The following is a 13548-nucleotide window of genomic DNA, read 5'->3' on the forward strand; positions in this document are numbered from 1 at the left end:
ACTATCCGGTGCCGACCCGGCCGGAGCACGGGTGTGTTCGGGCCAGCATTAGACTCATGAGCTGAAGTTCCTCCCCGGCCGAAAGGACCCTGGTCTCCCGTGACACTGCAGGTCGACACTGTCGGCACCGCCGCAGCCACCCCGGATGCTCCGCAGCCGTACAAGGAACTCGGTCTCAAAGACGACGAGTACGCCCGCATCAAGGAAATCCTGGGCCGTCGGCCCACCGATGCCGAGCTGGCCATGTACTCGGTGATGTGGAGCGAACACTGCTCCTACAAGTCCTCGAAGGTGCACCTTCGCTACTTCGGTGAAACCACCACCGACGAGATGAAGGCATCCATGCTGGCAGGCATCGGCGAGAACGCCGGTGTGGTCGACATCGGTGACGGCTGGGCCGTCACGTTCAAGGTCGAAAGCCACAATCACCCGTCCTACGTCGAGCCCTATCAGGGCGCGGCCACCGGCGTCGGCGGCATCGTGCGCGACATCATGGCGATGGGCGCGCGCCCGATCGCGGTGATGGACCAGCTGCGCTTCGGCGCGGCCGACGCTCCCGACACCCGTCGCGTGGTCGACGGTGTGGTGCGTGGTGTCGGCGGCTACGGCAACTCCCTCGGACTGCCCAATGTCGGTGGCGAGACCGTGTTCGACGCCTCCTACCAGGGCAACCCGCTGGTGAACGCGCTGTGCGCGGGCGCCATGCGCGTGGAGGACCTGCACCTGGCCTTCGCCTCCGGTGCCGGCAACAAGATCATCCTGTTCGGCGCGCGCACCGGCCTCGACGGCATCGGCGGCGTGTCCGTGCTCGCCTCGGACTCCTTCTCCGGTGACGAGTCGGGCTCCGGGCGCAAGAAGCTGCCCGCCGTGCAGGTCGGTGACCCGTTCACCGAGAAGGTGCTCATCGAGTGCTGCCTGGACCTGTACAAGGCGGGGCTGGTCGTCGGCATCCAGGACCTCGGCGGCGCCGGGCTCTCCTGCGCCACCTCCGAACTCGCCGCGGCCGGCGACGGCGGTATGCACATCGACCTGACCAGGGTCCCGCTGCGCGCCGAGCACATGACCCCCGCCGAGATCCTGTCGAGCGAGTCGCAGGAACGCATGTGCGCGGTGGTCACCCCCGAGAACGTGGACGCGTTCATGGCGGTGTGCAAGAAGTGGGACGTGCTGGCCACCGACATCGGTGAGGTCACCGACGGTGATCACCTCGTCATCACCTGGCACGGCGAGACCGTCGTGGATGTGCCGCCGCGCACCGTCGCCCACGAGGGCCCGGTGTACGAGCGCCCGGTGCGGCGTCCCGATGATCAGGACGCGCTGATCGCCGACACCACCGCGAACCTGGTCCGGCCGAAGACGGCCGACGAACTGCGCCAGACGCTGCTGACGATGCTGGCCAGCCCGCAGCTGTGCAGCCGCAAGTGGATCACCGAGCAGTACGACCGCTACGTGCGCGGCAACACCGTGCTCGCCGAACACGCCGACGCCGGTGTCGTGCGCATCGACGAGTCCTCGGGTCGCGGTATCGCGCTGGCCACCGATGCCTCGGGCCGCTACACCAAGCTCGACCCGTACACCGGCGCGCAGCTGGCCCTGTCCGAGGCCTACCGCAACGTGGCCACCACCGGCGCCACCCCGAAGGCCGTCACCAACTGCCTGAACTTCGGTTCGCCGGAGGACCCGGGCGTGATGTGGCAGTTCCAGCAGGCCGTGCGTGGTCTCGCGGATGGCTGTGCGGCGCTCGGCATTCCGGTGACCGGCGGCAACGTGAGCTTCTACAACCAGACCGGCAAGGACGCCATCCTGCCCACCCCGGTGGTCGGTGTGCTCGGCGTGCTCGACGACGTGCACCGCCGCATCCCCACCGGCCTGGGGCTCGAGCCGGGCGAATCGCTGATCCTGCTCGGCGAGACCCGCGACGAACTCGACGGGTCGATCTGGTCGCAGGTGGCCCATGATCACCTCGGTGGCGTGCCGCCGCAGGTCGATTTCGCCCGCGAGAAGCTGCTCTCGGAAGTGCTCACCTCCGGTTCGCGCGACGGCATGATCTCCGCGGCGCACGACCTTTCCGAGGGTGGCCTGGCACAGACCGTCGTCGAGGCCGCGCTGGCCGGTGAGACCGGTTGCCGCATCGTGCTCCCCGAGGGCTCCGATCCGTTCGTGCAGCTGTTCTCCGAGTCGGCCGGCCGGGTGCTCGTCGCGGTGCCGCGTTCGGAGGAGACCCGCTTCACCAAGATGTGCGACGCGCGGCAGCTGCCGTGGGTGCGTATCGGCGTGGTGGATCAGGGTTCGGATTCGGTGGAGGTGCAGGGCCAGTTCTCGGTGACGCTCGACGAGCTGCGCGAGACGTTCGAGGCCACATTGCCCGAGCTGTTCGGAGCACACGTCGCCTGATCGGTCGGCGGTAGCGGAACCACGTAGGGCGTCCGATCGGGCGTAATGTTGCAGCCTGATCGGTCAGCGGCCGGCGGCGGTAGCGGAGCGTGACCACGTGGGCCGTCCGAGCGGGCGTAATGACGCAGCCTGATCGCTGAGGAGCCGAGCTTTTGACCATTGAGGACACGAGCTCGGCTCCCGCCGGCGCGACGGCGTTACCCCGCGAGCACCTGCTCGTGCGCGGAATCCACCTGGTGGAGCGGTTCTTCCATCCGAACTACACCGGGCTGCTCGTGGCCACGATGCTGTTCGGGCTCTCGCTGACACCCTCGCTGCTGCCACGCGACTGGTTCTTCCAGGGGCTGATCAGCGGCATCAACGCCACCATCGGCTACGGCCTCGGTAGTGGGCTGGCCTGGGCGTGGCGGCGATGGGTGGTTGCGCGCGTGACGCTGCCCGAGCCGGTCGCGGCGCTGTGGGCGAAACGTCCGCACTCGACGATGCTCGTGGTCAAGGGCGCGATCGTGCTGGTCTGCCTGGTGTTCGCGGTGCTGATGTCGATCCAGTCGGCGCGCTGGCAGCGCGAGATCACCGATCTGATGGAAATGGCACCGATCTCGTACTCGGGTTACCCGCGCACGGTGCTGCTCGGCGCCGCGGTCGTCGGGTTGCTGATCTGGCTGGCGCGCGGGGTCCGCAGGCTGGTGCGCGCGGTGTCGCGTGGTCTCAACCAGTGGGTTCGCGTGCCCACCTCGGTCGCGCGCCCGCTGGGGGTGGTGGTCGTGGTGGTCGGGTCGGTGCTGCTGTTCAACGGCGTGCTGGCCAAAGGCTTTTTCACCGTGGCGAATTCGGCGTTCAGCGCCCGCAACAGTCACACCTCCCCGCACGCGGTTCAACCCGTGCTGCCCGAACGCTCCGGCAGCCCCGATTCGCTGGTGGCGTGGGACACCCTCGGCGCGGAAGGCCGGTGGTTCGTGTCCAACGCGCCGACCGCGCTCGCCATCGGCCAGGTGACGGGGAAGCCGGCCCGCGAGCCGGTGCGGGTGTACGCCGGGCTGGAGTCGGCCGACGGGTTCGAGGCCCAAACCGACCTGGCCGTCGCCGAACTCGAACGGACCGAGGCTTTCGACCGCGAGGTGCTCGTGGTGATCAGTACCACCGGCACCGGCTGGGTCGACTCCATCAGCGCCCAGTCCATCGAGTTGATGTTCGGCGGTGACAGCGCGCTGGTGGCGACCCAGTACTCCTACCTGCCCAGCCCGCTGTCGTTCCTGTCCGACCGGGAGAAGTCGATGAGCATGGGCCGCATGCTGTTCGACAAGGTGTACGAACGCTGGTCGCGGTTGCCCGAGGACACCAGGCCCAAGCTGCTGGTCTATGGCGAGAGTCTCGGTTCGCAAGGTTCGGAGGGCGCGTTCTCCGGGTTGGCCGACATCCGTAACCGCACCGACGGGGTGCTGTGGGTGGGTCCGCCCAATTCCAACCGGCTCTGGTCGGAATTCGTCGCCCGCCGCGACCCCGGCACCGCCGAGATCACCCCGATCTTCGCCGACGGACTCTCGGTGCGCTTCGCCGCCGACGCCGATCAGCTCGCCCGGCCCTCGACCAGATGGACCGATCCGCGCATCGTCTACCTGCAGCACGCCTCGGACCCGGTGGTGTGGTGGTCACCGGATCTGCTGTTCACCAAGCCCGACTGGCTCACCGAGCAGCGCGGACCCGATGTGTCACCGGCCATGTCGTGGTATCCGATCGTCACGTTCTGGCAGGTCGCCGCGGATCTGCCGCGCGCCCAGACGGTTTCGGACGGGCATGGGCACAACTACGGCAATCTGGTGCCCGACGCGTGGGCCGCGGTGGCCCGGCCACCGGACTACACCCCGGAACTGGCCGAACGGATCCGGCTGTTCCTGGACGAGGCGATGACCACCGAACATCAGCTGAAGTGAACGGGCCGGGGTAGCGCCGGACCCCTCGACCGAGGCTGCCCCGGCACGATCACGACACCGAACGGAACGGATTGTGTTCGGCGATCAGCTGTTCGAGTCGGGCCTCGTCGATCCGGCTGATCACCGACTGGGTTTCCTGCTGGTCGCGCACCACCTTGGCGAGGGTGAAGCAACTGGTCACCAGGAACAGGCCCGACATCGCCAGAAAGGCGCGCTGCCAGCCATCCAGTGGCAGGAAGGCGATGCCGGCGCCGGTGCCGAAAAGGCTGACGCCGAACGCGATCGCGGCCTGGGCCATGTAGGCCGAGGTGTTCTTCGGCTTGGCATTGGGTGTGCTCATGGGAATCAGTGTGCGGGCCCTCGGCCCGGTCGGCGCCGGTAGAACTACTCGAGTTCGGTACGTAGTTTGTCGCCGGGCGGCCGGAGAAATGTCGGACCCGGCGGCCATACTGGGACGATGTCCGGTGGCGCTTCGACGGTGGCGACGCTGCGTACGCGCGGCGCCGTGATCGTGCGCCGCGTCGAGGACATCATCGATCTGAACTATGCCGGACTGGTGTTGGCGACGCTGTTCTTCGCGCTGTCGGTGACCCCGTCGCTGGTACCGCGCGACTGGCTGTTCCAGGGCCTGATCAGTGGTATCAATGCCGCGATCGGGTACGGGCTCGGGTGTGTGCTCGAGTGGGTGTTCCGGCAGTGGGTGCGTGCGCGCATCCCGATTCCCAGCCCGTCGGATCGCCTGCGGTACGCGCTGAAGGCGGCCGCGCTGATCGTGTGCGCGCTCGTGGCGGCGGTGATGCTGGTGCAATCGGCGCGGTGGCAACGGGAGATCACCTCGCTGATGGGGATGGCTGGCACCACCACACCCGCGTACCTGCGCACCGGGCTGCTCAGCCTGGCTGTCGGAGTGGCGGTGGTGGCCGCCTACCGGACGATCCGTGTGCTGGTGCTGGTGCTGGCTCGGCAGCTGAACCGCTGGGTGCGGGTGCCGCGTGAGCTCGCGCCCGCGGCCGGAGCGCTCGTGTTGGTGGTGCTGGTGGTGACGATCTTCAACGGTGTGGCCTCGCGGGCCGTCTTCGCCGTCGCCAACTCGGCGTTCAGTGTGCGCAACGATCGCAGCACCGAACACGCGGCGCAGCCGATCGCCCCGGAACGTTCGGGCAGCCCCGGATCGCTCGCACCGTGGCAGACCCTGGGATTCGAAGGGCGCTGGTTCGTCGCCAACGGACCCGATGCCGACACCATCGCCGCGGTGACCGGAAAGCCCGCGCGCGAACCGATTCGGGCATACGTGGGCCTGGAGTCGGTGCGTGGTGAGCAGAGCGCGGCCAGGCTGGCCGTCGCCGAGCTGGAACGCACCAAAGCCTTCGAACGCTCGGTGATCGTGGTGGTGACGACCACAGGTACCGGGTGGGTCAACGGGATGGCCGCGAGTTCCCTCGAGTACCTCTACGCGGGCGACACGGCGACCGTGGCCACCCAGTACTCCTATCTGCCCAGCGTGCTGTCGTTCCTGTCCGACCGGGAGAAGGCGGCCGCGGCGAGCCGCGACCTTTTCGACGCGGTCTACCGGCGGTGGTTGCTCGAACCGGTGGAGCAGCGGCCGAAACTGTTCGTCTACGGGGAGAGCCTGGGCTCGCAGGGATCCGAGGAAGCCTTCGGCGGGCTCGCCGAATTACGGGAGAAGGTCGACGGGGCGCTGTGGGTGGGCCCGCCCAACTCCAACCGGCTGTGGCGCCAGTTCGTCGACCGGCGCGACCCCGGTTCACCCGAGGTGGCTCCGGTGTACGCCGACGGTCTCGTCGTCCGATTCGCCGACGACGCCACCGATCTGGGCCCAGCGGAGAACTGGCGCGCGCCCCGCATCGCCTACTTGCAGCACCCGTCCGACCCCATCGTGTGGTGGTCGGCGGACCTGATCCACACCCGCCCCGACTGGTTGCGCGAACCTCGCGGCGACGACGTGTCCACCCAGATGCGCTGGGCGCCGTTCGTGACGTTCTGGCAGGTCACCGCCGACTTGACCAATGCGCAGGGAGTGACCGACGGGCACGGGCACCGGTACGGGAGTTTGGTGCTCGACGGGTGGTTGGCGGTGGCGGCGCCGCCCGGGGTCAGTGGTGAGGTGGTCGAAAAGGTACGCGCCGCAGTGGAAGCCGCCGAGGAGCACGAGCGGGAGGTGAAGTGACGATCCGCGCCGTGCCGGCCCTGGTGCTCGCGCCGCTGTGGAGCAACCGGGTGCTGCCCGCACTCGATCTCCCGCTTCGCGGGCGCACCGTCGCGAACGCGCTCTTCGCCACCGCCTACACCGTGGCCTTCCGCGGACGCCCGAATTGGTTCTCCGCCAAGGGCCTTCGCTGGGGGATCGGCAGCTCCGCGCTTGTCCTGGCCGGTTACGCAGCCGTCCTGGCCATCCCGCCACTGCGCCGCCTGGCCGCCGGAGTCGAGGCCCGGGCCCCGGAAACCACGACAACCGAATGGATCGCCGTGCACATCCCGCTCGGCACGGTCCTGGCCGAGGAGACAATCTTCCGCGCCACCCTCGACCCCCTCCTCGCAGGCACTCCCGCCGCCCTACTCGGCCCCCTCGACTTCGGCCTCTGGCATCTGCACCCCGCCCGCTCCGCGGGCGACCCCGTCCCCGCGACCCTCGCCGCCACCACCCTCGCCGGCCTGCTCTTCACCTACCTGCGCCACCGCTCCACCAGCACCACCGCCCCCGCCCTGCTCCACCTCACGATCAACACCGGCGCCGCGCTGCTGCCCCGACTCGCCATTCTGATCGAAGCCAAGTCGTCTCGTTGCTGCTGCTCAGGGTGCGGGGAGAGTGTGGATGGTGGGTGACCACGATCGGCGAATCGCGACAGAGCAGGAATTGGCCAACTGTGATGCGCGCTGAAAGGTCACACCCAGCACAGCTCCGATATCACGGACCGGAACACCGTCGGCGGCCAGTTTCCGCGCCGTCGCGGTCGCGATCTTCATGGCGTGGGCTTCCTGCTGGGCGGCCGCGGCGCGCTTGCGACACCGCTCGCGCAGCGGCTGTGACATCGGTGCTGCCAACCTTGGCGGTGATGGCGAGTTCATGGCCCCTCCGTTTCCCAGATGAGGTATTCGGCGTCGGGGGTGGGGGTGCCGTCCCACGGATGCTGTTGGAAGTTGCTGTCGTGCAACGCGGTGCGGCCCGGTAGGTGCTCGCAAACGCAGGTGATCGACAGGGTGGCGGTGGTGGCGCCGAGTTCGTCGGTTTTGAGGTTGTGGGCAAGGTCGGTGGCGGCCGGGAGGAGGTCGGCCATTGTCGCCGCGCCTGGCAGGCAGAGTTCGAGCGATAGGTCAACCAGGCCGGGATGCTCGGTTGATGGGGCTGATTTGCCGCCGGCCACGCGAACCTCCGGTGGGAGCTGTGTGCGCCCCACGAATTTCGAGAGGTCGGAACCGGCGATCGTTTGTGGCCCTGTCGGCATGTCGCCTCGGCATGCCAGAACGGCGTACGGAGGTTCGAGCGGGGCGGTGTCGTCGGGGGTTTGGCAGGCGGCGATCAGGGCCGCGGCAGGGACCGAGATCAAGGCTCTCGCAAGTCTCATCGGGAAGGACGCTAGCGCGTATTCGACGGTGGAGTCGGGCAGTTGGCGGGTGCTGGGCCGAAATGTCAGTGGTCCTCGGTAGCTTCTCGGGTATGGCTGGACGGAATGTGGTTGATCCCGCGCAGGTGCGGGCGGCTGTGCTGGGTGTCCGGGACTGGTTGCAGGATCCGGTGTTGCCGGTGCCGGGGCGGGCGGAGTTGGGTGCGGCGGTGCGGGGGACGGCTCGGGCGTTGGCGGGGAGTGCGCCGGGGCATTCGGTGGAGGTGCGGGTGCCGCCATTCGTGGCGGTGCAGTGCATCGAGGGGCCGCGGCACACGCGGGGGAATCCGCCGAACGTGGTGGAGACCGACGCGCGCACGTGGTTGTTGCTGGCCACCGGGCTGCTGGATTTCGCGGCGGCGGTGGAGTCGGGGGTGGTGTCCGCGTCGGGGACCAGGGCCGGTGAGATCGCCGCGTGGCTGCCGATCGTGGTGTTGCCGCGGCCCGACTGAACGCTCAGGCCGCGGAGTTCTGGCGGTGCATGCCGCGGTAGTCGTAGTAGCGGGTGATGAGGGTGCCGGCGACGACGGCGATCACGATGCCGAGCAACGCCATCCAGATGCCACGATCCAGGCCAGCCGAATAGTTCGAGTCGAAGTACAGGATCGAGCGCACCCCGAGGAACACCTGGTGCATGGGTTCGAATTCGGCGAGCCAGGTGAGGTAGGTGGGGGTCGCTTCGATGGGTACGGTGCCGCCGGAAGACGGCAGACCGAGAATGACGAACAGGACCAGGTTCACCAGCAGACCCGCGCTCCCCAGTGCAGCCAGTGTCATCAGACCGGTCCAGCCGACCGCGATCATGGCCAGCACCGAATACAGGAACAGAGCCAGCGGATTGTCGATCGGCATGCCGATGAGCTCGGCCGACAGCAGGAACACCAACGACACCACCACCGCGACCACCGCCGACACACCCCATTTGATGAGCAGGGTGTGGAACCGGGAGATCGACGAGGTGGGGTAGTGCACGAACCAGGGCCCGTACTCGGTGGGCACGAAACCGAACTGGGCATCGATCATCGTGTGGATCACCATCGCGCCGACCATGCCGGCCAGCAGCAGGAGCAGGGCGTAGAAGAAGGCCGTGAGCCCTTGGCCGGTGCCCGGCGGCAACGGCCGGTACTCCTGATCGACCACCTCGATCGGGTCCTGCAGGCTGAGCATCGCCGCCCCGGAGATCTCCGGAGCCGGTGCGCCCTCGGGGGTCTCGGCGAGAGTGGCGCGCACCTGATCGACCAGTTGGGCGCCGACCTGCCTGTCGACCTCGTCGAGGGCCTGGTCGCCGATCCGGCGCACGATCGCGTCACCGTAGGCGCCCATGCGCGGGTTGGTCTGCAGGGTGATGATCGGTCGTTCCATCTCGCCGGGCACGATCGAGCCGGCGCCGAGAATGCCCAGACGTTTGCTGAAGTCGCCGGGGATGATGATGGCACCGTAGATCTGTCCGGTGCGCAACAACTGTTCGGACTCGGCCTTGCCGACCACCCGCAGGTCCACCTTGTCGGCGGGCACACCCGCGACGAGCGCCTCGGTGACCTGTTTGCCGAAATCGACCCTGCGCTGTTCACCACCGGTATCGAGGACATCGCCGACATCGAGGTTCACCAGCGCGATCGGGAAGTCGTGTAGGTTCTTCTCCGGATCGGCGACATAGCCCAGGTACATCACGCCGAGCAGGGCGGTGAGCACCGTGAGGACCAGTGTCGGCGCGAGCACAATCTGGGCCCAGTGACGGCTCGGGCGCACAGATGTGGCGAAGGTCGCTCCGTGAGTGGGCGGTCGCGTGGAATCAATCGGCTGCGAACTGGCGTTTTCATTGTTCGAGCCGGTGTCACCGGCTGCAACATCTCCGCTGTCGTCCGTCGTCACCTTGTGCACGGTAACAGCTCGCAGTGGCTGATCAGCGGCTTCGAGCGCGGTGATTGCTACCGGGATGCGCGCACCCGTAGTAAGCGCCCCGATTCACCCGTAGACTGACGGATGCCCCCAGCCCGCCCGAACAGGGAGCACACGGTGACCCACGCCGATCCGATGATCGACAGCCCTGCCACACCCGTTGACGAGCCCGAGAACGAGCCGCGCGAGGAGTGTGGCGTCTTCGGCGTCTGGGCTCCCGACGAGGACGTCGCCAAGCTCACCTACTACGGCCTGTATGCGCTCCAGCATCGCGGGCAGGAGGCCGCGGGTATCGCGGTCTCCGATGGTTCCCAGATCCTGGTGTTCAAGGATCTCGGCCTGGTTTCCCAGGTTTTCGACGAGCAGACTCTCGCCGCGATGCCCGGCCATATCGCCGTCGGCCATTGCCGCTACTCCACCACCGGTGGGGTCACCTGGGAGAACGCGCAACCGATCTTCCGCACCACCTCGGTCGGTTCCGGACTGGCCATGGGCCACAACGGCAACCTGGTGAACACCGCCGAATTGGCCCAGCGCGCACGCGAACTCGGTCTCCTCGGTGCCGGTGTGGTCAACGGTCGACCGCAGATGACCGGCGCCACCTCCGATTCCGACATCATCACCGCACTGCTGGCGCACGCCTCGGCGGATTCGAGCATCGAGCAGGCGGCGATGGAACTGCTGCCGACCCTGCGCGGCGCGTTCTGCCTGACCTTCATGGACGAGCACACCCTCTACGCCGCCCGCGACCCGCACGGTGTGCGCCCGCTGGTGCTGGGCAGGCTCGATCGTGGCTGGGTGGTCGCCTCCGAAACCGCCGCGCTCGACATCGTCGGCGCCGCCTTCGTGCGTGAGATCGAACCGGGCGAGTTGCTCGCGATCGACTCCGACGGGGTGCGTTCGATGCGCTTCGCCAATCCCGAACCCAAGGGTTGCGTCTTCGAATACGTGTACCTGGCCCGCCCGGACACCACGATCGCCGGCCGCTCGGTGCATTCCACCCGCGTGGAGATCGGCCGCAAGCTGGCCAAGGAGCACCCGATCGACGCCGATCTGGTGATCCCGGTGCCCGAGTCGGGCACGCCCGCCGCGGTCGGCTACGCCCAGGGCTCCGGCATTCCCTACGGCCAGGGTCTGATGAAGAACGCCTATGTGGGCCGCACCTTCATCCAGCCGAGCCAGACGATCCGTCAGCTGGGCATCCGGTTGAAGCTGAACCCGTTGCGCGAGGTGATCCGCGGCAAGCGGCTCATCGTGGTGGACGACTCGATCGTGCGCGGCAACACCCAGCGCGCGCTGATCCGCATGCTGCGTGAGTCCGGGGCGCTCGAGATCCATGTGCGGATCGCCTCGCCACCGGTGAAGTGGCCCTGCTTCTACGGTATCGACTTCGCCTCCCGCGCGGAGCTCATCGCCAACGGCGCCGGGTCCGAGGACAGCTACGAGGACATGATCGAGAACGTGCGCCGTTCGATCGGCGCCGACTCCCTGGGCTACATCTCCACCGAGGGCATGATCGCGGCCACCGAACAGCCGCGCACGCGCCTGTGCACCGCCTGCTTCACCGGTGACTACCCGATCGAGCTGCCGCAGGAGGCCGCCATCGGCAAGAACTTGTTGGAAGGGATGCTGTCGGGTCAGCCCGAGGCGAAGCTGCTCGGCGAGAACGCCAACGTCGATGCGCTGAGCCGCCCGTAGGTTTCGCCCGCTGGGGCCGGTCAGGGATAGCTCCTGACCGGCCCTTCTAGTCGTTCAAACCGGCAGCCAAGTGGGCCACCACGGCGGAACATTCCCCGGTGGACACACCGGGATCCGCGCAGCTTGACCTGGATCATGCAGCCAGAACATCATGAACCACAGCACGTGACGATCGGTCCGTCGTGCGTTCACGAGAAGGAATCCGCCGTCGGGCAGGTGGCGGGGACATCCCAAGTCGTCCGGGTACGTGCCATGCTTGGAGTATGGCGCGAAAGGTCACCATTTCGCTTCCTGACGATCTGCTCGAGTCGATCCGTGAGCGGGCCGACGAGCGCGGCGTGTCTGCTTACGTCACCGAGGCGGTCCGGCATCGCGACGCTATGGACAGGCTTCGCGAGCTATACCGATGACGCGGTGATCTCGCAGGCCCGCGGTTTGCTGACGGCGGCGGGCCTGCACGGGCACAAGTACGCGATCGATGCGGACCTCGCCGCCGTTGCTTGTCGGCTCCCCGGGCCTGTCGTGCTCTACACCTCCGATGCCGCCGACCTCTCCCGCCTGCTCGAGGGTTTCCCCGTCGTCATCAAGAAGGTCTGACACCTGCTGGGAGCCGCACAACAGCGGGGCGGGCCGATCGCCTAGAGTTACTAGGCATCTATCCGCCGATTCGGTTTGGAGCTTTCCCCCACAATGACTGAACAGACACCCAGCGGTGCAGGCGCTTCCTACGCCGCGGCAGGCGTGAGCATCGAAGCCGGTGACCGCGCCGTCGAATTGTTCGGACCATTGGCGAAGAAGGCCAGCCGGCCCGAGGTGCAGGGCGGCATCGGCGGATTCGCCGGTCTGTTCGCGCTCAAGGGCGGGTACCGGGAGCCGCTGCTGGCTTCCTCCACCGACGGTGTGGGCACCAAGATCGCCGTCGCCCAGGCGCTCGACAAGCACGACACCGTGGGCCTGGACCTGGTGGCCATGGTCGTCGACGACCTGGTGGTGTGCGGCGCCGAGCCGCTGTTCCTGCAGGACTACATCGCCATCGGCAAGGTCGTCCCGGAGAAGGTCGCCGAGCTGGTCTCCGGCATCGCCGAGGGCTGCATCAAGGCCGGCTGCGCGCTGCTGGGTGGCGAGACCGCCGAGCACCCGGGTCTGATGGACCCCGACGACTACGACCTGTCCGCCACCGGCGTGGGTGTCGTCGAGGCCGACGCGCTGCTCGGTCCCGACCGGGTGCGCCCGGGCGACGTGGTGATCGCCATGGGTTCCTCGGGTCTGCACTCCAACGGTTACAGCCTGGCGCGCAAGGTGCTGCTCGACATCGACCGCATGTCGCTCACCGGTTACGTCGAGGAGTTCGGCCGCACCCTCGGTGAGGAACTGCTCGAACCCACCCGCATCTACGCCAAGGACTGCCTGGCGCTGATCGCCGAAACCGATGTGCGGACCTTCTCCCACGTCACCGGTGGCGGTCTGGCCGCCAACCTGGCGCGCGTGCTGCCGGCCGGTCTGGTCGCCGAGCTCGACCGTGGCACCTGGAACCCGGCGCCGGTGTTCAAGATGATCGCCCAGCGCGGGCGCGTCGAGCGGGTGGAGATGGAGAAGACGTTCAACATGGGCGTCGGCATGGTCGCCATCGTGGCGCCCGAGGACGCCGATCGGGCGCTGGCGGTGCTCACCGCCCGCCACATCGATTGCTGGACGCTGGGCCAGGTCAAGAAGGCCGCCGATGTCGAGGCACCGCGCGCGGTGCTGCTGGGTGATCACCCCAGGTTCTGATCTGCTGTTGACGATGAGCCGGGCCGCAACTGCGGCCCGGCTCATCGGTCTGTCGGGGTTTGCTCGGGCGCTGGATCGGCTACCCCTCAGTAGAGGGGGGACGAGCTGCCGGCTCGGTGTCGTCGGGGCACGGAGGCGGCGAATACGACGAGCGTCCTGTGTGTGCACAGGACGCTCGTCGTTTATTCGGATGTTCGCCGTACTACTGCGAGCCTGGAGCGCTTTCCGGAGCA

Annotated in this window: 13 protein-coding genes; 9 read left to right on the forward strand and 4 right to left on the reverse strand. The window is 67.9% G+C overall.

Annotated features, from left to right (window positions below):
* Positions 1-99: 99 nt before the first annotated feature.
* Positions 100-2394, forward strand: a complete 2295-nt coding sequence (gene purL / locus ACFO5K_RS24060) for a phosphoribosylformylglycinamidine synthase subunit PurL (protein WP_378567373.1) — start codon at positions 100-102, stop codon at positions 2392-2394.
* 152 nt (positions 2395-2546) lie between these two features.
* Positions 2547-4325 carry an alpha/beta hydrolase gene (locus ACFO5K_RS24065; RefSeq protein ID WP_378567376.1) on the forward strand — a complete coding sequence of 593 codons (1779 nt, stop codon included), beginning with the start codon at positions 2547-2549 and terminating at the stop codon, positions 4323-4325.
* A 49-nt stretch (positions 4326-4374) separates the two neighbouring features.
* On the opposite strand, the gene ACFO5K_RS24070 is transcribed toward ACFO5K_RS24065, so the two are convergent.
* Positions 4375-4665, reverse strand: a complete 291-nt coding sequence (locus ACFO5K_RS24070; protein ID WP_378567379.1) for a YiaA/YiaB family inner membrane protein — start codon at positions 4663-4665, stop codon at positions 4375-4377.
* Positions 4666-4782: 117 nt separating this feature from the next.
* On the opposite strand from ACFO5K_RS24070, the gene ACFO5K_RS24075 reads away from it, so the two are divergent.
* Both ACFO5K_RS24075 and ACFO5K_RS24080 read left to right on the forward strand, forming a co-directional pair.
* Positions 4783-6513, forward strand: a complete 1731-nt coding sequence (locus tag ACFO5K_RS24075; RefSeq protein ID WP_378567382.1) for an alpha/beta hydrolase — start codon at positions 4783-4785, stop codon at positions 6511-6513.
* A complete protein-coding gene (locus ACFO5K_RS24080) occupies positions 6510-7169 on the forward strand; it encodes a CPBP family intramembrane glutamic endopeptidase (RefSeq protein WP_378567385.1) in 660 nt (219 codons plus the stop codon). Before ACFO5K_RS24075 ends, ACFO5K_RS24080 begins: the two co-directional genes overlap by 4 nt.
* Here ACFO5K_RS24080 and ACFO5K_RS24085 read toward each other — a convergent pair.
* A complete protein-coding gene (locus ACFO5K_RS24085; protein WP_378567388.1) occupies positions 7137-7376 on the reverse strand; it encodes a hypothetical protein in 240 nt (79 codons plus the stop codon). The genes ACFO5K_RS24080 and ACFO5K_RS24085 overlap by 33 nt on opposite strands.
* A 32-nt stretch (positions 7377-7408) precedes the next feature.
* Positions 7409-7621 (reverse strand): hypothetical protein, encoded by a 213-nt coding sequence (locus ACFO5K_RS24090; RefSeq protein WP_378567391.1) that lies wholly within the window; start codon positions 7619-7621, stop codon positions 7409-7411.
* 380 nt (positions 7622-8001) lie between these two features.
* Here ACFO5K_RS24090 and ACFO5K_RS24095 point away from each other — a divergent pair, with 380 nt between their 5' ends.
* Positions 8002-8400: a sterol carrier family protein gene (locus tag ACFO5K_RS24095; protein ID WP_378567394.1), complete on the forward strand. Its 399-nt coding sequence runs from the start codon at positions 8002-8004 to the stop codon at positions 8398-8400.
* A 4-nt stretch (positions 8401-8404) separates the two neighbouring features.
* Here the strand turns inward: ACFO5K_RS24095 and ACFO5K_RS24100 are convergent, their stop codons facing one another.
* Entirely contained in the window at positions 8405-9697 is a 1293-nt protein-coding gene (locus ACFO5K_RS24100; RefSeq protein WP_378567397.1) for a YhgE/Pip domain-containing protein, read from the reverse strand.
* 285 nt (positions 9698-9982) lie between these two features.
* Between ACFO5K_RS24100 and purF the strand changes: the two genes are divergently transcribed.
* From purF to purM, 4 genes are all read left to right on the forward strand, one after another.
* Entirely contained in the window at positions 9983-11545 is a 1563-nt protein-coding gene (gene purF, locus ACFO5K_RS24105) for an amidophosphoribosyltransferase (protein ID WP_378568299.1), read from the forward strand.
* 263 nt (positions 11546-11808) lie between these two features.
* A complete protein-coding gene (locus tag ACFO5K_RS24110) occupies positions 11809-11955 on the forward strand; it encodes a ribbon-helix-helix protein, CopG family (protein ID WP_378567400.1) in 147 nt (48 codons plus the stop codon).
* A 4-nt stretch (positions 11956-11959) separates the two neighbouring features.
* Positions 11960-12142, forward strand: coding sequence for a hypothetical protein (locus tag ACFO5K_RS24115; protein WP_378567403.1), 183 nt, complete (start codon positions 11960-11962; stop codon positions 12140-12142).
* A 93-nt stretch (positions 12143-12235) separates the two neighbouring features.
* Positions 12236-13315 carry a phosphoribosylformylglycinamidine cyclo-ligase gene (purM, locus tag ACFO5K_RS24120; protein WP_378567405.1) on the forward strand — a complete coding sequence of 360 codons (1080 nt, stop codon included), beginning with the start codon at positions 12236-12238 and terminating at the stop codon, positions 13313-13315.
* Positions 13316-13548 lie beyond the last annotated feature (233 nt).

Source organism: Nocardia halotolerans (genome assembly GCF_042650145.1).
In the GTDB taxonomy this organism is placed as follows: domain Bacteria; phylum Actinomycetota; class Actinomycetes; order Mycobacteriales; family Mycobacteriaceae; genus Nocardia; species Nocardia halotolerans.

Coding starts and splice junctions, on each gene's coding strand:
- purF (WP_378568299.1), top strand. CDS start 9,983: ATGATCGACAGCCCTGCCACACCCGTTGACGAGCCCGAGAACGAGCCG.
- ACFO5K_RS24110 (WP_378567400.1), top strand. CDS start 11,809: ATGGCGCGAAAGGTCACCATTTCGCTTCCTGACGATCTGCTCGAGTCG.
- ACFO5K_RS24070 (WP_378567379.1), bottom strand. CDS start 4,665: ATGAGCACACCCAATGCCAAGCCGAAGAACACCTCGGCCTACATGGCC.
- ACFO5K_RS24075 (WP_378567382.1), top strand. CDS start 4,783: ATGTCCGGTGGCGCTTCGACGGTGGCGACGCTGCGTACGCGCGGCGCC.
- purM (WP_378567405.1), top strand. CDS start 12,236: ATGACTGAACAGACACCCAGCGGTGCAGGCGCTTCCTACGCCGCGGCA.
- ACFO5K_RS24085 (WP_378567388.1), bottom strand. CDS start 7,376: ATGTCACAGCCGCTGCGCGAGCGGTGTCGCAAGCGCGCCGCGGCCGCC.
- ACFO5K_RS24090 (WP_378567391.1), bottom strand. CDS start 7,621: ATGGCCGACCTCCTCCCGGCCGCCACCGACCTTGCCCACAACCTCAAA.
- ACFO5K_RS24095 (WP_378567394.1), top strand. CDS start 8,002: ATGGCTGGACGGAATGTGGTTGATCCCGCGCAGGTGCGGGCGGCTGTG.